The sequence below is a fragment of the Paenibacillus sp. J31R109 genome, from assembly GCF_059692055.1.
In genome coordinates this window covers 235,490-255,628 of the sequence record NZ_JCAUAR010000007.1, presented here as the reverse complement: position 1 = coordinate 255,628, position 20,139 = coordinate 235,490, and the positions used below count along the sequence as shown (strand labels likewise).

Genomic DNA, 20,139 nt, shown 5'->3' with positions numbered 1-20,139 from the left:
GCGATTAAACAATAGTTTCATCAAGAATTTTGTCTTTTCTTTATTATTTCAAACATTCCTTTCATCATTACTGCTTTTAAAATATAAAGGGGAAATGAATAAATGTATTTCCAATGTAGTATTGTGTACAGTCCAATCCAAACACTAATCGGTTCACAAAGAAATGCGAAAACCGTCGCCATCAGTATATTGGCAATTACATATGAACGCCACCCTGTAAAATATTGAAATAATAACATATGCAATACAGGCAAAATCCCCAAATCAAAGGAAGAAGACTCTGGTATAGTTGGAAATAGTTTATGCGGGTATACCCAAAGATTTAATTCATAACCTATGTGGTCTAAAAGAAAAATAAGAAAACTCATAGCAACGCCGAATAAAATAATATCTGTAAGTCTTTTTTTATCAGCTAGTCTCCACCATACTACCCATGGAATTATTAATAGAGCAAGAAGCAGCCACCACTGTAGTGTAAACAAATCATAATGCAGCCAATATTGTTGCCAGTGGTCCGTCAATTCCTTATGAACATCTACAATTTCCTCAAGTAATTCATCCATTTGAGCACCCAATCCACCTTTAATTCGGTATCTTAATGGTTTAGTTTAACCAACCGCAACAAAAAAATTATTGGTTTACATTAAAAAACAACCTCACTTCAATCAATTTGAAGTGAGGTTGTTTTTTTAGGGCTATTAATCATCAATACCGTTATTGCTGCTGCTTGTTATTATTACTAGGCTTTTGGTTTTTTTGCTTTGCTGATTTTATACTTTTTTTCTGGTTCGTCATGACTTAGCCCACCCATCTTAAATAATGTGAAACATTACTATTGTATGTTTTCAGTATGAATCTACACATACCAGTTAGTGGGCTATTTGGGTTCTCTATTATTCGTATAAACAATTTACATATAGGAGAAAACATTAGATGACTAAATAAACTCCATTATTTCAAAAGAAATGAGTGATTGTATGTATTACTATAAAGAAGAACTCATTAATCAAATTGTTCCAGACAAACCTGATCCAGCTGCAGCTAAAGTCTTACAAGAAGCGCTAGGTGGGCAATTTGGTGAAATGAGAACCATGATGCAATATTCGTTTCAAAGCGCTAATTTCCGAGGTAAAGCTACACAATATCGCGATTTAATCCGCGGGGTATTTCTAGAAGAGATTTCTCACGTTGAACTGGTTCAAAATACGATAAATCAATTACTGAATGATTCTGGTAACTCCTTTGGTGTAGGAAATGCAGGTATGGATGGCGCACCACTTGATGAAGCAGTCAAACATGCAAATCCCCACCATTTCATTGTCGGCGCTCAGGCTTCTTTACCCGTAGATGCTGGTGGTAACCCCTGGAATGGTTCCTGGGTATATTCACATGGTAATCTAATTGCTGATTTATTGAATAACTTAGTTCTAGAATCGACAGGAGTTCTTCAAAAAACCAGAATTTATGAAATGAGTTCTAATAAAACGTTAAGGGAGACACTTGGGTTCCTCATCGTTCGTGATAATGCCCACCAAAATGCTTTTGCAAAAGCTTTAGAAACTTTAGGTGTCGATTGGGGGAAATTGTTCCCTGTTCCTAATTACGATATTAATAAGTATCCAGAGTGCAGAAAATTTGTAGAGATGGGATATCACAATATACAGTTTAATTTTCGTTTAGATGATACACGGATTAGTGAAGTCTACCAAGGTGCTTCACCGAGTAGAAATAAAGGTCAGCTCTTAGTAACCCCGCCGCCATTGGGATTCCCAGTACCTGAACTACCTGACATGCCAAATGAGCATAGTCCGGGATTGCAAGATATGTTTGTTTAAATACAAAATCCTACTTAGGCTTACTCCTAAATCAGCAGGAGTAAGCCTAAATCACTTTGAAGTACTTTAACTAGTCGCTATCATTATCATTATTGAAAATTCCATCCAACTCTGAACTATGTTCGTTCGCGGCTGCCTGGATCTCTTGATCTACTTGATTACTTCCTTGAATTTGTTCTGCAGCATCGGCTTGATTGTTCAGTTGTTCAATAACTTGACCAGCCCCATGAGCGCCTTGATGTCCTCGACTTGATGTCATCGTATTTGTCCCCTCCCTTTTTTGGGTAAATAGAACTTCCAGCTATATTATGACGCTATTTTCCATCCTTATTCGCGAACATTAAACTTGAATGATTATCAGCGATATCTTCGACCTAAAAAACAAAAAATCTCTTTTCAGTAATTTTATTCTATGTCTAGTTATAACTATCAAGTTGGCATGGACATACTATCTAAAATTTCAAGTCACACTACAATAGGTGGGAAATAATTAGAATGGAACATCATCAGTTTGGAGTTATGGAAGATACTAAGGAGAATCATTATATACCTATGACTTCCGTTAGAAGCGGTGAGGGTGAACAGGTTAGCCTCGATCTTTTCTGCTATACCAATCAGATCGTTAACATAAGTATGGTTGGCACTGCCGATTATTGGGTGTTAGTGGATACTGGCATGCCGCAATCCGCTAAGCGTATTCTGAAAGTCGTAGAAGATCGTTTTGGTGCAGGCTCGAAACCAGAGGCCATTATTTTAACACATGGGCACTTTGATCACGTTGGTGCTGTTATTGATCTCGTTGAAGCATGGAACGTAATGGTATATGCCCACGAGTTAGAAATACCTTATCTAACTGGACAAGCCAGTTATCCGGAACCTGACGGCTCTGTTGAAGGCGGACTTATAGCCAAGATTTCACCATTCTTTCCAAATGAACCTATTAATCTTGGGAGTCATGTACATACTTTACCCTCTAATGGCAGTATCCCAGGCATGCCTGAATGGCGATGGATCCATACACCAGGCCATACGCCTGGGCATGTCTCGCTTTTTCGGGATAAGGACAGGGCGCTTATTGCAGGTGATGCATTTGTAACGGTAGAGCAGGATTCACTGTACAAAGTTTTAACTCAGAAAAAGCAGCTAACAGGCCCACCGGTATATTTCACAACCGATTGGCATGCTGCTGAGCAATCTGTCAGAAAGTTAGAAGCTCTACAACCGAGTGTAGCCATTACTGGCCATGGGGTACCTATGTCTGACGAGGAACTAACATGCGGATTGTCTCAATTGGTGTCGGATTTCAAACGGATAGCTGTCCCCGACCATGGGCGTTATGTTGATAACAAGATTCATTAATTCGAAAACGATTGCGCAAATTAATGTAAGAGGTGATTACGTGCGCTCCTTATGGTTGGGTACAGGATTTTGAAAACAAATAGTAATAAATGGAGCTTACTTTCAATTGCATCCATCCCATTAATTATGACATTGGGTAACTCAATGCTAATCCCCGTTCTTCCCTCAATTCGTAACAAGTTACATATAACTTCGTTACAGGTGAGCTTACTAATTACCGTTTACTCTGCAGTTGCTATCATACTTATTCCGATTGCTGGGTATTTGTCCGATCGTTTTGGCAGGAAGATCATCATTATACCCAGTTTACTCATCACTGGAATAGGTGGATTGATTTCTGGTTTAGGGGCTTGGTGGTTAGAACACCCCTATGTGGTCATCATGCTCGGTCGAGCGTTACAAGGAGTAGGTGCGGCCGGGGCTTTTCCCATTGTGCTGCCACTTGTCGGCGACATGTACAAAAATGAAAGTGAAGTTAGTAAAGGCTTGGGAATTGTAGAAACAGCTAACACGCTGGGTAAAGTTCTGAGTCCTATATTAGGGTCGTTACTCGCTTTTGTGGTTTGGTTTCTCCCGTTTCTAACCATTCCTGTTTTGTGTGTAGTATCTACTTTATTAGTTGCCTTTCTAGTTAGATCTCCCAAGAAAAAAGTTAAGAATGAAGAAAAGGTAACGTTTAAGCACTTTCTTCAAAGCCTTAAGCAAATATTTGTGAACAATGGGCGTTGGTTAACCGCTATTTTTGCTATAGGTTGCATCTGTATGTTTGTTATTTTTGCGACACTGTTCTATTTATCAGACACACTTGAGGATAAATACCATATTAAAGGCATATGGAAAGGATGCGTGATTGCCATCCCTTCAGCAGCGCTATGCCTTGCGTCATACATTACTGGCAAAAAAATCGGTGAAAATAAAATATTAATGAAGTGGATTACTCTAAGTGGAATAGTAATTGTGACTGCCTCACTTGTCGTATCTGGCATGGTTCAATCTCTCTACTGGTTAATCACTCTAATTAGTATTGCAGGCATTGGTATTGGTGTTACTCTACCCTGCTTAGATTCTTTGATAACGGAAGGAATAGACAAAGCAGAGAGAGGCACAATAACTTCCATCTATAGTTCTATGAGGTTCATTGGCGTTGCAGTTGGCCCCCCACTGGCTTCAGTTCTTGTGAAATTTTCACCTCAACTTATGTTCTATAGTATCTCTAGTACTTGTGTAGTTGCTGCGCTGCTTGCTTTATTCGCTATTAAACCAATTCAAGAAAGAAAGACTTCAAAATAAAGAAAATCTCCTATTTATGGAGGTCTTTTTTCACAAAGATGAAGGCACAGTATTGGAGTACTAGGTTGAAAAAAACACCATATGATGAATGCGAGGCTATAATGAATCAAGGCAATCTAGTGCGATTATTTGTTGCTGTACCGGTCCCGCCCGGAATTAAGCATGCTTTCGCCAGCTGGATCGATCAAATCAAACCACAGCTGTCTTTTCGCAAATGGGTTCATCCTGGGGACCTGCATATTACACTGCAGTTTCTCGGGGATACACCGTCAGGAAGCGTACTTAGCATTAACCAAGTTCTGCATGAAATAATGACAGTAACTAGTCCACTCTTTCTTCGTGTGGATCCCCTCGGCTTTTTCGGGCGATCAACCCAGCCTTCTGTGCTATGGGCTGGTGTCGGCGGCGACGTAGAGGGGCTTCGCAACTTACAGAAACGGGTAGCCCATGCACTTAAGCCACTTGGCTTTTCTATTGAAGATCGTAATTTTCACCCCCATGTAACGATTGCACGCAATTACATAGGCAAGATTTCATTTGATTGTAATAAGTTGAGTACTTTTTCGATGCCTACTTCTTCCCCTGAAGACCTACTTTCATGGAAATCAGATGAAGTTATGCTTTACCGGAGTCACTTAAACAAACGCCCCATGTATGAAGCTATTACTTTCGACGAAGATTCGAAGTTTGATACATCATATTCTCAGGAGGTTTTTCAATTTGAAAAATAAATCATTCATCTCTGCACGTTTAATTGCTAGTTCATTAGGAATTGCAACAGCTGTTTCTTTTCCGATCTACTTTGCAATGAAGGGAAAATAAATGAGAATGAGCAGTTGTATCAAGTAATCATGTACGGTTAAATAACCAATTATTCACAGGATAAAAGAAGGCTGAATCCTAATAATAATGTAGGCTTCTAAGGCCAATATAGATATTTTGGGAGGGACAATACAATGAATCAATTCGGACAGCAAAGCCTTAACAATGCATCTCAATCGTCTTATACAAACGGGTACGCTAATTCATTTACACAGAATACTTCACAGCCAGTCATTTCTCATTATGGCGGCTACCAAGCACAAAATTCGCAGCACAGCATTCGAAATAACCATGCATCCCAAAATAATGCTTATTCTCAAAACGCTTCACAGCCAGTCATTTCTCATTATGGCGGCTACCAAGCACAAAATTCGCAGCACAGCATTCGGAATAACCCTACATCCCAAATCAATGCTTACTCTCAAAACGCCTCACAGCCAGTAATTTCACATTATGGCGGCTACCAAGCACAGGATTCGCAGCACAGCATTCGGAATAACCATACATCCCAAAACAATGCTTACTCTCAAAACGCCTCACAGCCGGTCATTTCTCAATATGGAGGCTACCAGGCACAGAATTCGCAGCACAGCATTCGGAATAACCATACATCCCAAATCAATGCTTACTCTCAAAACGCCTCACAGCCGGTCATTTCTCATTATGGCGGCTATCAGACACAGAATTCCCAGAATAGCATTCAGCCTAACCATGCATCCCAAATCAATGCTTACCCTCAAAACGCTTCACAGCCGGTCATTTCTCATTACGGCGGCTATCAGGCACAGAACTCGCAGCACAGCGGATATCCACAACAAGGATCAATACAATCATCACAACCGGTTATCGCACACTACGGATATACCAGTAACTAATTTAGTCGAATAAGTAAATTGAGGACCTTCACCTCGTGTTAATAGAGATGAAAGTCCTCTTTTATACTGTCCCCTTACCCGTATCAAAACACTTTTTCATATTGACTGTCATACATTGTGGGACTATGAGTTTATGATTAATTCCACTAACTCCCCCATTAAAAATCACCTCCATTGAACACCCTAACAAGCGAAAGCAAAATAGAGTTGAGAGGAGATAGGTCATTATGAAAAAAGTTCAAACTCTTACGTTAGCTGTTTTATTAACATCAGCATTAAGTTTTGGAACCGTTGGTGCACATGAAAATACAGGGACTGGTATGAATTCTTCAACGGGTTCAACAAGTATAAATTCAAATAGTAATTTGAATAATTACGGTGCTTATGGCACAAATACAGGAACGATTAGCTCCCCTGCTGCGTCTCCCAGTACTAATCTAAACCAAGCGAATTACAGCAATGGAATACAATCTTACTCTAATAATCCAAATTCGATCCGCACTTACGATACCATAAATTCAGAATCAAATAATTCAAATTGGGGGTGGCTTGGATTACTTGGTCTGATTGGCCTAGCTGGAATGAGATCAAGAAATAATGTTGGAGAAAGATAATAGTAAAGATAAATATTGATATTTGAGGAGGATATAATTAAATGGGAATTTTAAGTGGTAATCCAAAAGATGAACCTCTGCACTACGGTGAAATTTTTAGTGTTTGGCAGGCATCTACAGTAGCTAAAGGGGCTGTTTCTTGCTATCAAGCTTATTTAAATCACTCAGGTGACAAAGAACTAAAAAAAATTTTGGATGGTCTTATTGATCAAGCAAAGCTTGAGATTAAAGAGCTAGATAAGATTCTTGTTGATAACGGAATTCCACCAATTCCAATGCTTCCTGAAAGACCGTCTGTTAAGCTTGAAGACATTCCCGTTGGTGCAAGATTTTCAGACCCTGAAATTTCAGCTAAAATCGCTGCTGACGCTTCACTTGGACTAGTTGCTTGCAGTCAAGCTATGGGACAAGCGATTAGAGAAGATATCGGCGCTCTTTTCGCAAAGTACCATATTACTAAAGCAGCCCAAGGATTAAAAATACTTGAAATGAGTAAAGATAAAGGCTGGCTTGTTCCTCCACCTCTACAAATTAAAAGACCTGAGACTGTTAATGCTTAAAGTTAAAAAAATGAGCAGGATCCCAGTGGGATTCTGCTCACCTTTTTAACTACGAAATAACTAAGGTTTCAAAATTATTTTTATAGCCTGATCCTCTTTCTTATTAAAAATACTGTACGCATGTTCCGCATCATCCAACTTCAATCGATGGCTAATGATATCAGTTGGGTCAAATATACCTTCTTTGATTTGGCGAAATAATTCAGGCATATAATGAATAACTGGCGCTTGACCCATTTTCAGCGTAATGTTCCGGCTAAACAAATCGCCAAAAGGGAAGGCATTATAATTCATCCCATACGCCCCAGTAACCTGAATCGTGCCGCCTTTACGCACCAGTTTAGCAGCCATTCTGAATGCGCCAAGTCCACCACCTTGGATCTTAAGCATCGTTTCTATTTTCTCAACAAAGGTCTTCTCAGAATCCAGTCCAACAGCATCGATAACGACATCAGCTCCACCACCCGTAAGCTCAGCTAAATATTGAAGTAAATCATCTTGTTTTTTAAAATTAAAAACCTCGACATGATTCGTTTTACGCGCATGTTCCAAACGATAATCGACATGATCAATCGCAATAACACGTTTTGCACCTTTTAACCAAGCAAATTTCTGTGTCAGCAAACCCACGGGTCCACAACCCAGAATAATGACGGTATCACCAGCCTTGACACCTGCATGATCCACACTCCAATAGGCAGTAGGAACAATATCAGAGAGAAATAGGATTTTCTCATCCTCCATTTCAGCATCCTCAGGCACTTTAAAAGGGATAAAGTTCCCATATGGAACCCGCAGCAACTCAGCTTGTCCGCCTGCATACCCGCCATATGTATCCGAATAACCGAAATACCCTCCTGTATCTCCATGTAAAAAATCATTCGAATTATCACATTGGCTCTCTAATTGATGAGTGCAGTACCAACATTGACCACAGGCAATATTAAAGGGAAGGATGACGCGGTCCCCCTTTTTCACTTTGGTTACATCTGCTCCTATCTCCTCAACAATTCCCATTGGTTCATGTCCGATAATGAAGTCGTCTCGCATATTTGGCATTTCCCCATTATAGAGGTGAAGATCCGAACCACATATGCTTGTGGTCGTGATTCTAACCAGAATATCATCCGATTTTTGTAATGTGGCATCAGCTACTTCTTTAACTTTTACATTTCTAATCCCTTGGTAGGTTAATGCTTTCATTGTATCCATCCTTTCTCATATGCCATTATTCTCCCCCCGGTTCCCATAATTATCATTTTGAAGCCAGTTTTGGTTACAACACAAATAAATGGGCAAATTAGATGAGGAAAACTTGGAAAACGAACGGAAGGAAGTTCTTGAAAATGTATCCTGCGAGCCCGATTAGAAAAGATCATACTTTTACTAACTATGCCAACCGCAATCTATGGTCTGGTCTTCTATTTGGCCTTGGTTTAATCGGTTTTATTGATGAAACGGTGTTTCATCAACTTTTACATTGGCATCATTTCTACGATAAATCCACTACCCAAATAGGTTTGATGTCGGACGGCTTGTTTCACGCGTTCAGTTGGTTTGCAACCATAGGATCGCTGTTTATGTTCGCGGATCTGCGCCGCCGAAAAGCTTTACACCTCAAAAGGTGGATTGGTGGTGTTTTTCTAGGCAGTGGCTCCTTCCAACTCTATGATGGAACTATTCAGCACAAGATTATGCGTCTTCACCAAATTCGGTACATCTCAAACGGCATTATTTACGATACGGTATGGAATATCGGTGCTAGTCTCATGTTACTCATTGGCATCTTTCTTATTCTTGACTCCCGGAAAGAATTACGCAATGGACATGTTGGGAGAGATGATTCTTATGTTGAATGAACAACATGCGCATGAAATCAATTTTCATTCTGACTTCATCCTCATGTTGCTGGGTTTAGGTGCACTCATTCTCTATCTATATGCCGCGATGAAGTCCAGTCGTACATACAGGAAATGGCCCGTCGTGCGCAAGATCTATTGGTTTCTTGGAATTCTGTGTGCGTTGCTACCTGTTGCTGGACCATTTGCCCAACTTGCACATGAGAATTTCACTGTTCACATGTTAGGTCATGTACTAATTGGAATGGTAGCTCCGCTGTTCATCGCGCTTGCTGCACCTGTAACTCTCACCTTAAGGACGCTCCCCCTACAACATGCACGCAAACTAGGACATTTACTCCGAAGCTTACCTTTCCGTATCGTAAGTGATCCTTATGCAGCATCCATCCTCAATATCGGTGGACTTTTTATTTTATATACAACGAATGTATATGCGAACATGCATCATTCTTCCATATTATTTTTATTCGTGCATTTCCATATATTTTTGGCAGGTTACCTTTTCACCATATCCATGATTTACATTGAAAAACCCCCTCATCGAACAAGCTTTGTGTATCGTTCTATCGCATTTATTGCCATGATGGCTGCACACGGATTTTTATCCAAATATATGTATACAAACCCACCAGAGAGAATTTCATCGATCCAGGCAGAGAATGGCGTTATGCTCATGTATTATGGTGGGGATGCTATTGAAATCTCTATCCTTATTATCTTTTTCTATCAATGGTATACAGCCGTACGCCCCCGATATGTATGAACATCTATACAATGAGAATTGAATAATTTAAAAAAAGCCCATTTGCTGGGCTTTTTTAACGGTATGAGGCTATTATCAAACAAATGTTTTTTCTTTTTTGAAAATTGAATCAATAGAAAGTAGATTACTGCCATTTAAGAAAAGATAAATAGCAATACCAATCATGGAAAGATCAAGTTCGTAACCAGCCAATTGTCCATTCCCTAAGAAACCTACGGCCATTTTCACTTTGAATGTAGCAATCACTAACAGAATTGCCAAAATTGCTGATACCCATCGTGTTCCTAACCCTAGAATCAGTGCAATTCCGCCTATTAATTCTATAAGAGCGACGATATAAGCCATGTAACTCGGAATGCCTATACTGCTGAACCACCCCGCGATATTTTCAATCCCTCCTTGAAACTTAGAAACCCCATGCACAAAGAAGGTAATCCCCAAAATTAATCTTAAAATTAGTACGCCTAGCTGTGGAAAACTTTTCATTACTTAACCCCTTCACTTATTTTTTTAAAGTATTAAACTTTATGAAAGCATCATACTTTATTTAACTTACTTTTGTCAAGTAACTATATTTTAGGGATGTAAAATTCAGCAACTCCAAATTATCAAAAAAAAAAGAAACCCGCTTTTTAAAGCAGATTCCCCTTCTTCTATCATGAAAAGTATACCAATTGAGGCATTAGAAGGATGATCGTAAAGCTCTTACTTTCTAGCTGCTTGATACAATTTTTGCGCCAAATAGCCAGGCTGCTCATAGGCCGTAGTCATATGAGCACCTTCGCCGAGAATAAGTCGGAATTGGCCCAAATGGCTGGATATTCAAACCATAAAATTTCTTCAAATCAAGTTTTTGCACAAGTGGTGTGGCAGGTTCGGGTTTTGCGTTTTTATATATCGACTTCACTTTTATTTACATTTCCGAAACATTTGTTTGTATGCTTGGAACAATGTTTTGATATATTTTGAATGTGATTAAACGATGGTATCGAGCCTGTTTGACACGAGGAAGGAATAACAGATAAAAAGGAGAGACAACATGATTCGAACTACTACAGCAATGAAAATGATCCCGATTCTCGCCGCCGCTTGTATGCTTGCTGCTTGCACTGCAGAAGACAAGGGAACGCGTTCTTCTTCTATTCCGAATATAACAGTTGTCAATGATGCCAAAAGCCCCGTGGGAGAGCCCGGCGTGTCCATCGATAATTTGCTGCATCTCGATCATACAGAAATCATGGATTGGGTAGACAACAATACGATAATCGTTTCTAAGGAAAATGAGTCCTTGGGTAAGATGACTCTGGCGGAACAAGCAGATTCTTTTCCCCGAAGTCTCTACCTCTATGACCTTACTACCCGTCAATATAAACTATTGCAACAACGGAAAAACACACATTTAGGTGGGGCTGTTCTGTCTCCTGATAAAAAGAGCTTGCTTTATTCCGAATACTCCGTAGGGGATCCTGTCTATTCGGTTATGAACATGCAAACTCTGACCACATTCCGCCTCACTGGAGGGTCGAACGGAGGTGCCATCAGCGCCAAGTGGGCAGATTCAGAGACGATCATTGGAGCCTCTTACAAGGGTGGCGCTTATACCGCTACCACAGAAGGCCAGATTACGGCGCTCAATAAGCTAGATGTGAATGGCTTGTTTATCGTGGAGAAAGTCGGCGACATGCTGTACTACAACACCCAATCTAATGCGTCGCTCAAAGCGTTGAACTTGGTTACTCAGGAACAAACGATCTTGAACCTCAACAATGTTACTAACGTCCTTCCTTCGCCAGACAGCCGCCAGATGCTAATCTTGCAGGCAGAAGGTTCTAGAACAAACCTTCTACTGCAAGACATAAAAGGAAACAGCCATAAAACGATTGCCAAGGGTGCGGAGCTAAGTGGTATTTCCTGGTCACCGGATCAGCGAATCATCGCCTATGGGTTGAAAGGCGATGTGAGCGGTGCAAGTGTCAAAGGTCTCTATCTCTACGATATGCTGACCGATAAATCCACTCGGATTGCCGTCGATGTCGAACCTATAACCACCTCATGGAGCCCTTCCAGTGAGCGCCTTGTCTACACGGAATGGCATACCAAGCCATACAGGAGCGCCATTGTGGAAATCAACTATTCGTTGCAGAAATAGTCACACAAGCAAGAAGCCGGACCGTCTGTCGCCTTAATGGCAATGGACGGTCCGGCTTCTTCGATTTACTTTTCGGTGAAAACCGAGATTAGATGTGAGCTCTTTTCAGTTTACTTAGACGTACGAACTTGGAATCACGATACGGAACAGTGTGCCTTCCGAACTGGTATTTATGAGCACGATGGAGCCTCCTTGCGATTCCGTGTATTTCTTAGCCAGTGATAGGCCAAGCCCCGTACCGCCGATTTCGCGTGATCGATTTCTATCGACCGTATAGAACGGTTCAAAAATTTTGTGAGCGACATCTTCCGGAATCCCGATGCCTGTATCAGCAATCTCTATAATAACTTGTCCCTCGTCTAACGCCGTTTTCACGGAAATATGGCCTTTGATTTTATTGTATTTGATGGCATTGTCCAGCAAATTCACTAGCACAATGGAGAGCTGTTCCTTATCCGCATCCACGTAAGCCTCATTTAGGTCGGTCTCCAGCGTAATGCCGAACTTATCCATTTTTCCTTTTAAGCTATCCAGTACGGTTAGTATCTCTTGTCGCACCTCCAACTTCTCCCTATGGAATTCGAATTCGTATTTCTCCAAAGCGGATAGTTGCAACACCTTTTCCACCATCTCATAAAGCCGCTGCGTATCGCCGAGAATGTTTATTTTCGCAGTGTCTAGCAGCTTCTCATCGTCGGGATACATATCCAGCAGATCAATATAGGATTTGATTGAAGTTAGAGGGGTTCTGAACTCATGCGTGACATTGCCGATAAACTCCTTCTGCTGCTGATCTAACTGCGATAATTTACTCACAGCTAAAGCTAGCTTTTCACGCTCCTCATCCTTATCTTGCATCGTCTTCCTTATTTGTTGGCTCATTATGCTGATTCCTTCACTCAACTCTCCGATTTCGTCTTTACGTCTGAGTACGGTGGGCATGAGGTTACCTGAGCGAATCTGGTTTATCGTCCCGTTCAACTTAATAATGCTACTAGCGAACGAATTGAAGTAAAAATAGGCAAGAATAAAACTAATAATAAAAACGCTCGCGCCAATATATATAAACAATTGCTTGATCTGCTTGTAGAATGCAAGGTTATCTATTAAGGAATAATAAAATTGAATGACTCCCACTTGTACACTGCCTATAGTTAGGGGAACAAAATAGTAGAATGATTCACCCTCAACCAGATAGGCTGTTTTATTAAGCAGCGCTAGATCTAATGTCTGCCGAATACCGTCCGACATCGTGAGACCCGAATTCGAATTGAGAACAGTTCCCTCTGAATCGTACAGGACAACGACTAGTCCTGTGATCAGCTCAAGGTGTTTGGCGAAATCACGGCCTTTTGAAGCTAGATAGGTTTGAGGAACCTTGTTAGACTCCCCCATGAGTGATTGGAGAAAATAAATATTCGCAGTTGCGGCTTGTTGGGAGAAATATTGTTCCAGCTCGACTTGCTGATTCTTTTTAATACCTTTCAGCACGAGCAGACTGAGGATGAAGACCGTAAGAAGCAGAAGGCAGACCAGAAAGATGCTGAATTTGAGCTTAATGCTAATTCTCACGATATCCTCCCAAGGTTTTATAACCAACGCCATGGACGGTTTGTATCGTTCTGCCGGATTCTTCCCCTAGCTTCTTCCTCAGTCTTACCACATGAATATCGACGGTTCGTGTACCGCCAAAATACGCCAGTCCCCAGACTCGATCAAGCAGCTGTTCTCGCGTGAATACCTGAGCAGGGTTAGACAGCAGCAACGTCAATAGATCGTACTCTTTCGGAGTCAATTCCAACTCTCTCGTACCGACGTAGGCCGTTCTCTTGTTAAGTTGCAGCACGATCTCCCCCAAAGAGATTTCGGTTGCTTCTTGTTTTTCGCCAGCAGCTTGCATCCTCCTGAGCAATGACCTCAGCCGGGCAAGCAGCTCCCGCATGTCGAAGGGCTTGGTCATATAATCATCCGCACCAAGTTCCAACCCTAATACTTTGTGAACGATATCTTCCTTAGCCGTCAGCATAATGACACCCATACTCCGGCCTCTATCTCCAAGTTTCTTCAGAATCTCATAGCCATCTATGCCAGGAAGCATAACATCGAGGATTAAAGCGTCAGGCTTGAAAATAGGTAATCTCTCTAGAGCTGTGTCTCCACGATGAATGATCTCGACGAGATAGCCTTCTCTTTTCAAAGCATATGCGATGGCTTCAGCGATTTTCTTTTCATCTTCGATCACCATTATTTTATCGCTCATGACAAACTCCCTTCATCCTTAAAGTGATACCAGTTATATGTCATCATATCATATTTGATTTTCGTTTATTTTGAAAAGAAAGACGATGTCCTAAGTCACCGCCTTTCGCTTTCCCCTTTCATCCGCAAGCGCTGGTGACGAAGGTACATGAAGTAAACGATCAAATATAACACGTACAAAATACCAGACAACAGAAACATTGTCGCATAGCTTGTCAGTGATACAACTACCCCAAGCAGAATCGAACCAAAGCCAATGCCGATATCCAAAAAGTTGTAGTAGGTCGCTGAAGCAACACCCCGACGTTCAGGCTGCACAAGGTTGATGACCCAAGCTTGCAAGGCTGGGAACATCGCTCCAAAGCCTGCCCCACTGAACACCCCTGCGAGTAAAAGCATCGCTAGTGAATCTGTAAAATACAACAGGACACAGCCAATTATGCATAAGATCGCCGTAGGGAATAGAACCCAGAAAGGTCCTTTCCGATCAAACAACGGTCCACTCACGAACCGGATCAGTATCTCGCTGATGGCTACAACGAGGAAAAAGTAGCCGGTCTGCGTTATGCCTATTTCCTTGCTAAACAAAGTAACAAAGCTCAACAATCCGCCAAAGGAGAATCCCACCAATGAACCTAGGATAGAAGGTACTAGCACCTTTGGCTCAATAATTTCAGTCCAAGCAGGTTGCGATTTTCTCTGCTCTACTGAATGATTCTCGATAGGAGCCGCTAATTCAGAGGCAGCCTTCTCCTGAATTCCTGCCTTTCTAACGAGTAAAGTCATTACCAAAGTAATCACTAGGATGATTACACCAACTCCAAACAAACCGGCATAATTGTTATGTTCCAACAACCATAAGCCAAGTAAGGGTCCTAGCGAGAAAGAAACGGCATTGCCCATGGCAAAGTACCCCATCCCCTCCCCACGCCGCGCTGCAGGGATCACGTCGGATACAAGAGTGACATACAGCGCGGTTGCAATTCCGAAACCAAAACCATGGAAAACTCGAAGCACCAGCAAGGTAGAAATCGAATCAGCCGCATAATGGCTCGCCATCCCCGCAAGACTGATGACCACGCCGATGAGGAGCAGTTTTCGCTTTCCTACTCTCTTCACTCCAAAACTAATTAGCAACCTTGACAGAACCGCCGAAAATGTAAAGATGCCAAGCATCATGCCAATCTGTGACCCGCTTCCACCCCGCTCGTCAGCAAAAACCGGAAGTGTCGGCAACAACATCTCAATGGAGACAAATAAGAACAAATTAGAGAGCGCCAGTAGAATGAAATTTTTTGTCCAGAGCTTATCGACCGATCTCATTAATTATCATTCCAATCTGTATATATTACTTTCACGGATATTCATACTATCAGTACTAATACGCATAACACTGTAACTTTATCACAAAGCTTCTTTTCCAAAATAACCAAGAAGCATTTGTCATTCCACTTAATGAAACGATCCTACAATGGAAAAGCTATGGCAGTGAACAAGATCGTATCGCACCAACCGTGACAATCAAAGGCGTGAAGGCGTTATGTGACAAAGTTACAGTTCTTACGAAACATACATGATACTATCGAAAAGTAAGTGTTGCAAACATATAAGCTAAATATGAGAGGAGCCATATTCCCAATGAAAATAGTAAAACTTCCGTGGGCTAGCGTTAAAATTGAACATAATGACAGTCGTGTTGTCATTGATCCGTTTTATAATTTCCCATCTGATCTCGGAACACCTGCAGGTACGCTGTACCCGTTGGATGATTTCGGTAAAACTGATGCTGTCTTACTAACTCACGTTCATCCGGATCATTACGATCCAGAAGCAATTAAGCAATTCTACGGTGAGAGCGTTCCAATTTATGTGCCAATAGAAACCCTTGAGTATGTGAAAGGACATGGATTTACTTCAGTTGTTGGTGTTTCGTTAAATGAGGCGATAACGATTGGATCATTTACGGTTCATCCGACCTTCTCCGTAGATGGTCTTGGAGATCCACAAATAGCATGGGTGGTCTCTGCTGATGGCAAAAAGATCATTCATTGCGGGGATACACTGTGGCATGGTTTTTGGTGGAAAATCAAAACGGATCACGGACCCTTTGATGCAGCGTTCTTACCTGTTAATGGTCCAGTAGTTAATCTACCCTTCATCCAGCCTGCAAGCAGTGAACCTATTGTCATGACACCTGAACAGGCGGTTTCGGCGGCCATTGCTTTGGAGGCAAATTTGTTAGTTCCTATTCATTTTGATCTTGTGAATAATCCGCCATTCTATACCCCTGCTAAGGATATAAGAAACCGTGTTACGCAAAGTGCACTTGAGAAAAACGTTACGGTAAAGTGGTTAGAGACGAAGGAAACCTTGACTCTCTAGTTGTTGTTCCTATAATTAGTCGAAGAAAAGCAGCCCATCCTACGTTGTAGGATAAGCTGCTTTTTTTATTGGCTTTTATTAGCAAACCTTGTTCCCTGACTTCAGACTATCCACAACGTCTTTAATCGTTATACCTTGTAAAACTTTTTCTAATGCCAATTGAGCCATATTAAAAATAGGTTCAATTGCTTCTTGCAAGCTCTTGCCAACTAAACAATCCGGATTAGGATTCTCATGAATACTAAAAAGTTCATTCTCATTTACAGCTTCAACTGCTTTATAAACATCAAATAAGGTAATTTCAGCTAAACTTCGGGATGGCGTGGCTCCAGCTATGCCAGGGTTTACCGTAACAAGTCCTGCTTTTTTTAGCATCCCCATAATTTTCCTAATAACTACGGGATTCGTATTCACACTATTTGCTATAAATTGTGAAGAATTGGTTCCTTCTTTGTTGATTTCAAGCAGCGATAAAATGTGAATTCCCACAGAAAAACGACTACTGATGGACATTTTCCTTACCATCTCCTTTCTTTCTTGTAGACAAGCTTCAAAACAATAGCCCGTAATTGCAACAGTTACAAGAGTATTCCCTTATTCTAATAATATGCAAAATATTGGTCTTGTCTAGCGTATTGACACACGCACACATGTAACTTATATTATTACATGTAATCGTATTAATTACAGGTCGCATTTATTTTAAAAATACCTACAAGAAAAGGATGATCTAGTCATGGCAAAAGTTTTATATATCACTGCGAACCCAAATGATGCTTCACACTCATATAGTATGGCTGTAGGCAAAGAATTTATCGAATCGTACAAGGTCGTAAACCCTACTGATGAAATTATTGAAATTGATTTGTACGAACAGTACATTCCACTTCTTGATTCAGATGTCTTCAAGGGCTGGGGAAAGCTTAGCTCAGGGATTAACTTCGAACAGTTGTCGGAACAAGAACAAATAAAAGTAAAACGTCTCGCTGAGCTTTCTGATCAATTTATCGCGGCAGACAAATATGTATTTATCACTCCTTTTTGGAACTTTTCCTACCCACCTATGATGAAAGCCTATCTGGATTCCGTCTCAGTCGCGGGAAAATCGTTTAAATATTCAGCAGAAGGTCAGCCAATCGGGTTGCTCACCGATAAGAAGGCACTGCATATTCAAGCACGTGGGGGAAATTATTCGGATAGTCCTGCAGCAGAATTTGAGATGGGCCACCGACATCTGCAAGTAATGATGAAATTCTTCGGCATCCCTTCTTTTGAAGGACTGTTCGTTGAAGGCCACAATAAAAACAAAGAAAAAGCGCAAGAGATTAAAGAAAATGCAATTGCTCGTGCTAAGGATCTAGCTCACAATTTCTAAATAGTTGCAGCATACCAGGCGATCTCAATTCATCAGGGGCTCGATGGTAAGCAATAAGGACCTGGATAGCAGCTAGAAACGAAATAACAAATAAAAACGTCGGCCATAGTCTGACGTTTTTATTTGTTATTAATCATTCTGACCGGCGTGCAATTTCATTCGCTTTTTCCAGCAAACTTTTGAGCTGTTCTAACGATTGCCTATATTTTTCGACCGTCCCACATATTTCAGCAAAAATTTCAACGGATACATGCTTCATCTGTTCTTGCAGTAATGCCCCTTTTTCTGTTAAACCGATCTCGACTTTCCGTTCATCCTCAACAGAACGCTTACGAACAATGAGCTCCGCCTCCTGAAGCCTCTTCAGCAGCGGTGTCAATGTTCCAGAGTCTAATAGCAATCTATCTCCAAGCGCCGTCACGGTGCTCTCCCTTGTTTCCCAGAGCACAACCATAACTAGATACTGCGGATAAGTAAGCCCGAATTTTTCCAGAGTAGGCCGATAAATGCGTGTTAACTCACGGGAAGTGGCATAGATCGTGAAACAGAGCATATCTTCGACCTTATATTCCTCTCTTTCCTTCATCGTAATCCCCCCTGTTATTTTTGGATAAATAAATTGTAACTCATCTTTCTTATTTATCAAAATTAAATTTTTAACAATTTAAATTAAACCCTTCTATTCGTAGAGATGGGAAAGCAACCATGCTTACATAAAAACAACCGACAAGAGAAATCTATCTCTTGTCGGTCATTTCGGTTATTCTATCCTATTATTTATCCCCCGTGAGAATACGCAGCTCAGAAATAGACCACCAATGCGAATCCGTTCCAGTTTGCACAATTTTCATAAACCGTGCTTTCTGCTGTTTGAATACGGCGATAACTGTCGTCCCTTTTCCCTCGCCAGAAGCTACCGGGTTGCCCCAGTTCTCACCGTCGTTCGAGACGTACACTTCATAGCCTTATAAGAGAATTCATAATGTAATACTGTAACTTTGTCACTTACCTAAAATATGAATTAATTCTAAGGGGGCCAAACACAAAAAACTGCACCACCCATTGTTAGATTGTGTCTAACAACTGGGGTGCAGTTCATAGGTACGCGTACGCGCTTAGAATAGAATTGCGTGCGGTTAATTAGAACTCCTGCGAAGTAGGACGCAGAACGATCTCGTTGACATCTACCTCTACTGGCTGTTCGATAACAAAAGCAATAGTCCGTGCCACCGCGCTCGCAGGAATGGCAGATTTGTAGAATTCCAACACGGTGGATTGTGCCGTGCCCGTGGTGTTGAACTTCAGGTCACTTTCCACGGCCCCAGGTTCGATGGACGTTACCCGGACCTTGCTGCCCACTTCATTACGCAGACCTTCGGAAATTGCGCGCACCGCGAATTTGGTGCCTGAATAGACAGTACCTCCCGGCGAAAATACTTTTACTCCGGCAACGGAGCTGATGTTGATAATGTGCCCGTTTTCCTGAGCAAGGAAGGTAGGCAAGACGGAAGCGATTCCGTACAGAACCCCTTTGATGTTGATGTCGATCATCGCGTCCCACTCGTCTGTGTTCACTTCTGACATTGGACGAATCGGCATAATGCCAGCATTATTGACGAGCACATCCACTTTGCCAAATTCCGCAATGATCGCATCGACGACAGCCTTGAACTGCAATTTGTCGGTTACATCAAGCTGATAAGCAGCAGCCTTACCACCAGCCTTCTTGATTTCCGCAACAACCTCATCAAGCTTGTCCTTTCGGCGTGCAGCCACCGCTACAATCGCTCCCTTGGAAGCCAGGAGGCGCGCGGACTCCGCTCCGAGACCGGTGCCGCCACCTGTGATTAGCACGACTTTGTTTTCAATTCCATTACTCATTACATACATCTCCTCTTTACATGATATTAGGACTAAGCCATTCATTCGTCTGATAGTATTCACTAATATAGATTTGATACATTCATTAAATTAAGGAAGGCACAGTTGTATTTGCT

The 20,139-nt window shown here is 41.4% G+C and carries 23 protein-coding genes; 12 read left to right on the top strand and 11 right to left on the bottom strand.

Going from position 1 to position 20,139, the window contains the following annotated elements; translation table 11 throughout:
• Positions 1 to 20: 20 nt before the first annotated feature.
• Complete coding sequence (locus AC58QT_RS19785; protein ID WP_497410506.1) at positions 21 to 563, bottom strand: CBO0543 family protein; 543 nt, start codon at positions 561 to 563, stop codon at positions 21 to 23.
• Between the two features lie 414 nt (positions 564 to 977).
• On the opposite strand from AC58QT_RS19785, the gene AC58QT_RS19780 reads away from it, so the two are divergent.
• Positions 978 to 1,835 (top strand): manganese catalase family protein, encoded by an 858-nt coding sequence (locus AC58QT_RS19780; RefSeq protein ID WP_497410505.1) that lies wholly within the window; start codon positions 978 to 980, stop codon positions 1,833 to 1,835.
• Between the two features lie 70 nt (positions 1,836 to 1,905).
• Here the strand turns inward: AC58QT_RS19780 and AC58QT_RS19775 are convergent, their stop codons facing one another.
• Positions 1,906 to 2,094: a hypothetical protein gene (locus AC58QT_RS19775; RefSeq protein ID WP_497410504.1), complete on the bottom strand. Its 189-nt coding sequence runs from the start codon at positions 2,092 to 2,094 to the stop codon at positions 1,906 to 1,908.
• Positions 2,095 to 2,330: 236 nt separating this feature from the next.
• On the opposite strand from AC58QT_RS19775, the gene AC58QT_RS19770 reads away from it, so the two are divergent.
• From AC58QT_RS19770 to AC58QT_RS19745, 6 genes are all read left to right on the top strand, one after another.
• Positions 2,331 to 3,194 (top strand): MBL fold metallo-hydrolase, encoded by an 864-nt coding sequence (locus tag AC58QT_RS19770; RefSeq protein ID WP_497410503.1) that lies wholly within the window; start codon positions 2,331 to 2,333, stop codon positions 3,192 to 3,194.
• Between the two features lie 69 nt (positions 3,195 to 3,263).
• Entirely contained in the window at positions 3,264 to 4,484 is a 1,221-nt protein-coding gene (gene bcbE / locus AC58QT_RS19765; protein ID WP_497410502.1) for a bacillibactin exporter BcbE, read from the top strand.
• Positions 4,485 to 4,549: 65 nt separating this feature from the next.
• Positions 4,550 to 5,215, top strand: a complete 666-nt coding sequence (thpR, locus tag AC58QT_RS19760) for an RNA 2',3'-cyclic phosphodiesterase (protein WP_497410501.1) — start codon at positions 4,550 to 4,552, stop codon at positions 5,213 to 5,215.
• A gap of 225 nt (positions 5,216 to 5,440) precedes the next feature.
• On the top strand, positions 5,441 to 6,181 hold the full coding sequence (locus AC58QT_RS19755; RefSeq protein WP_497410500.1) for a hypothetical protein: 741 nt from the start codon (positions 5,441 to 5,443) through the stop codon (positions 6,179 to 6,181).
• 227 nt (positions 6,182 to 6,408) lie between these two features.
• On the top strand, positions 6,409 to 6,795 hold the full coding sequence (locus tag AC58QT_RS19750) for a WGxxGxxG family protein (RefSeq protein ID WP_310500383.1): 387 nt from the start codon (positions 6,409 to 6,411) through the stop codon (positions 6,793 to 6,795).
• Between the two features lie 41 nt (positions 6,796 to 6,836).
• On the top strand, positions 6,837 to 7,355 hold the full coding sequence (locus AC58QT_RS19745; protein WP_497410499.1) for a DUF3231 family protein: 519 nt from the start codon (positions 6,837 to 6,839) through the stop codon (positions 7,353 to 7,355).
• A gap of 60 nt (positions 7,356 to 7,415) precedes the next feature.
• Here the strand turns inward: AC58QT_RS19745 and AC58QT_RS19740 are convergent, their stop codons facing one another.
• A complete protein-coding gene (locus AC58QT_RS19740; protein ID WP_497410498.1) occupies positions 7,416 to 8,558 on the bottom strand; it encodes a zinc-dependent alcohol dehydrogenase in 1,143 nt (380 codons plus the stop codon).
• Positions 8,559 to 8,701: 143 nt separating this feature from the next.
• On the opposite strand from AC58QT_RS19740, the gene AC58QT_RS19735 reads away from it, so the two are divergent.
• Positions 8,702 to 9,214, top strand: a complete 513-nt coding sequence (locus AC58QT_RS19735; protein ID WP_497410497.1) for a DUF2243 domain-containing protein — start codon at positions 8,702 to 8,704, stop codon at positions 9,212 to 9,214.
• A complete protein-coding gene (locus AC58QT_RS19730; protein WP_497410496.1) occupies positions 9,204 to 9,977 on the top strand; it encodes a cytochrome c oxidase assembly protein in 774 nt (257 codons plus the stop codon). The genes AC58QT_RS19735 and AC58QT_RS19730 overlap by 11 nt, the downstream gene beginning before the upstream one ends.
• 75 nt (positions 9,978 to 10,052) lie before the next feature.
• On the opposite strand, the gene AC58QT_RS19725 is transcribed toward AC58QT_RS19730, so the two are convergent.
• On the bottom strand, positions 10,053 to 10,463 hold the full coding sequence (locus AC58QT_RS19725) for a DoxX family protein (protein ID WP_497410495.1): 411 nt from the start codon (positions 10,461 to 10,463) through the stop codon (positions 10,053 to 10,055).
• A 553-nt stretch (positions 10,464 to 11,016) separates the two neighbouring features.
• On the opposite strand from AC58QT_RS19725, the gene AC58QT_RS19720 reads away from it, so the two are divergent.
• Complete coding sequence (locus AC58QT_RS19720) at positions 11,017 to 12,126, top strand: hypothetical protein (RefSeq protein WP_497410494.1); 1,110 nt, start codon at positions 11,017 to 11,019, stop codon at positions 12,124 to 12,126.
• 114 nt (positions 12,127 to 12,240) lie between these two features.
• Here the strand turns inward: AC58QT_RS19720 and AC58QT_RS19715 are convergent, their stop codons facing one another.
• From AC58QT_RS19715 to AC58QT_RS19705, 3 genes are all read right to left on the bottom strand, one after another.
• Positions 12,241 to 13,698, bottom strand: coding sequence for a sensor histidine kinase (locus tag AC58QT_RS19715; protein WP_497410493.1), 1,458 nt, complete (start codon positions 13,696 to 13,698; stop codon positions 12,241 to 12,243).
• The gene (locus AC58QT_RS19710; RefSeq protein WP_497410492.1) at positions 13,688 to 14,386 is read right to left on the bottom strand and encodes a response regulator transcription factor; all 699 of its coding nucleotides are present in this window, start codon (positions 14,384 to 14,386) and stop codon (positions 13,688 to 13,690) included. Before AC58QT_RS19710 ends, AC58QT_RS19715 begins: the two co-directional genes overlap by 11 nt.
• A gap of 95 nt (positions 14,387 to 14,481) precedes the next feature.
• Positions 14,482 to 15,708, bottom strand: a complete 1,227-nt coding sequence (locus AC58QT_RS19705) for an MFS transporter (RefSeq protein ID WP_497410491.1) — start codon at positions 15,706 to 15,708, stop codon at positions 14,482 to 14,484.
• 315 nt (positions 15,709 to 16,023) lie between these two features.
• On the opposite strand from AC58QT_RS19705, the gene AC58QT_RS19700 reads away from it, so the two are divergent.
• On the top strand, positions 16,024 to 16,767 hold the full coding sequence (locus tag AC58QT_RS19700; protein ID WP_497410490.1) for an MBL fold metallo-hydrolase: 744 nt from the start codon (positions 16,024 to 16,026) through the stop codon (positions 16,765 to 16,767).
• A 78-nt stretch (positions 16,768 to 16,845) separates the two neighbouring features.
• Here AC58QT_RS19700 and AC58QT_RS19695 read toward each other — a convergent pair whose 3' ends face one another.
• Complete coding sequence (locus AC58QT_RS19695) at positions 16,846 to 17,280, bottom strand: Rrf2 family transcriptional regulator (RefSeq protein WP_497410489.1); 435 nt, start codon at positions 17,278 to 17,280, stop codon at positions 16,846 to 16,848.
• Between the two features lie 223 nt (positions 17,281 to 17,503).
• Here AC58QT_RS19695 and AC58QT_RS19690 point away from each other — a divergent pair, with 223 nt between their 5' ends.
• Positions 17,504 to 18,142 (top strand): FMN-dependent NADH-azoreductase, encoded by a 639-nt coding sequence (locus tag AC58QT_RS19690; RefSeq protein ID WP_497410488.1) that lies wholly within the window; start codon positions 17,504 to 17,506, stop codon positions 18,140 to 18,142.
• 133 nt (positions 18,143 to 18,275) lie between these two features.
• Here the strand turns inward: AC58QT_RS19690 and AC58QT_RS19685 are convergent, their stop codons facing one another.
• The 3 genes from AC58QT_RS19685 to AC58QT_RS19675 form a co-directional block, all read right to left on the bottom strand.
• A complete protein-coding gene (locus AC58QT_RS19685) occupies positions 18,276 to 18,728 on the bottom strand; it encodes a MarR family winged helix-turn-helix transcriptional regulator (protein ID WP_497410487.1) in 453 nt (150 codons plus the stop codon).
• 187 nt (positions 18,729 to 18,915) lie between these two features.
• A complete protein-coding gene (locus AC58QT_RS19680; RefSeq protein WP_497410486.1) occupies positions 18,916 to 19,098 on the bottom strand; it encodes a hypothetical protein in 183 nt (60 codons plus the stop codon).
• Between the two features lie 184 nt (positions 19,099 to 19,282).
• Positions 19,283 to 20,023 carry an SDR family oxidoreductase gene (locus tag AC58QT_RS19675; RefSeq protein WP_497410485.1) on the bottom strand — a complete coding sequence of 247 codons (741 nt, stop codon included), beginning with the start codon at positions 20,021 to 20,023 and terminating at the stop codon, positions 19,283 to 19,285.
• Positions 20,024 to 20,139 lie beyond the last annotated feature (116 nt).

What these genes read in the sequence shown, in the direction of transcription:
- AC58QT_RS19785 (WP_497410506.1), bottom strand. Translation starts at nt 563, where the DNA reads ATGGATGAATTACTTGAGGAAATTGTAGATGTTCATAAGGAATTGACG.
- AC58QT_RS19780 (WP_497410505.1), top strand. Translation starts at nt 978, where the DNA reads ATGTATTACTATAAAGAAGAACTCATTAATCAAATTGTTCCAGACAAA.
- AC58QT_RS19775 (WP_497410504.1), bottom strand. Translation starts at nt 2,094, where the DNA reads ATGACATCAAGTCGAGGACATCAAGGCGCTCATGGGGCTGGTCAAGTT.
- AC58QT_RS19770 (WP_497410503.1), top strand. Translation starts at nt 2,331, where the DNA reads ATGGAACATCATCAGTTTGGAGTTATGGAAGATACTAAGGAGAATCAT.
- AC58QT_RS19755 (WP_497410500.1), top strand. Translation starts at nt 5,441, where the DNA reads ATGAATCAATTCGGACAGCAAAGCCTTAACAATGCATCTCAATCGTCT.
- AC58QT_RS19750 (WP_310500383.1), top strand. Translation starts at nt 6,409, where the DNA reads ATGAAAAAAGTTCAAACTCTTACGTTAGCTGTTTTATTAACATCAGCA.
- AC58QT_RS19745 (WP_497410499.1), top strand. Translation starts at nt 6,837, where the DNA reads ATGGGAATTTTAAGTGGTAATCCAAAAGATGAACCTCTGCACTACGGT.
- AC58QT_RS19740 (WP_497410498.1), bottom strand. Translation starts at nt 8,558, where the DNA reads ATGAAAGCATTAACCTACCAAGGGATTAGAAATGTAAAAGTTAAAGAA.
- AC58QT_RS19735 (WP_497410497.1), top strand. Translation starts at nt 8,702, where the DNA reads ATGTATCCTGCGAGCCCGATTAGAAAAGATCATACTTTTACTAACTAT.
- AC58QT_RS19730 (WP_497410496.1), top strand. Translation starts at nt 9,204, where the DNA reads ATGTTGAATGAACAACATGCGCATGAAATCAATTTTCATTCTGACTTC.
- AC58QT_RS19725 (WP_497410495.1), bottom strand. Translation starts at nt 10,463, where the DNA reads ATGAAAAGTTTTCCACAGCTAGGCGTACTAATTTTAAGATTAATTTTG.
- AC58QT_RS19720 (WP_497410494.1), top strand. Translation starts at nt 11,017, where the DNA reads ATGATTCGAACTACTACAGCAATGAAAATGATCCCGATTCTCGCCGCC.
- AC58QT_RS19710 (WP_497410492.1), bottom strand. Translation starts at nt 14,386, where the DNA reads ATGAGCGATAAAATAATGGTGATCGAAGATGAAAAGAAAATCGCTGAA.
- AC58QT_RS19705 (WP_497410491.1), bottom strand. Translation starts at nt 15,708, where the DNA reads ATGAGATCGGTCGATAAGCTCTGGACAAAAAATTTCATTCTACTGGCG.
- AC58QT_RS19700 (WP_497410490.1), top strand. Translation starts at nt 16,024, where the DNA reads ATGAAAATAGTAAAACTTCCGTGGGCTAGCGTTAAAATTGAACATAAT.
- AC58QT_RS19695 (WP_497410489.1), bottom strand. Translation starts at nt 17,280, where the DNA reads ATGTCCATCAGTAGTCGTTTTTCTGTGGGAATTCACATTTTATCGCTG.
- AC58QT_RS19690 (WP_497410488.1), top strand. Translation starts at nt 17,504, where the DNA reads ATGGCAAAAGTTTTATATATCACTGCGAACCCAAATGATGCTTCACAC.
- AC58QT_RS19685 (WP_497410487.1), bottom strand. Translation starts at nt 18,728, where the DNA reads ATGAAGGAAAGAGAGGAATATAAGGTCGAAGATATGCTCTGTTTCACG.
- AC58QT_RS19675 (WP_497410485.1), bottom strand. Translation starts at nt 20,023, where the DNA reads ATGAGTAATGGAATTGAAAACAAAGTCGTGCTAATCACAGGTGGCGGC.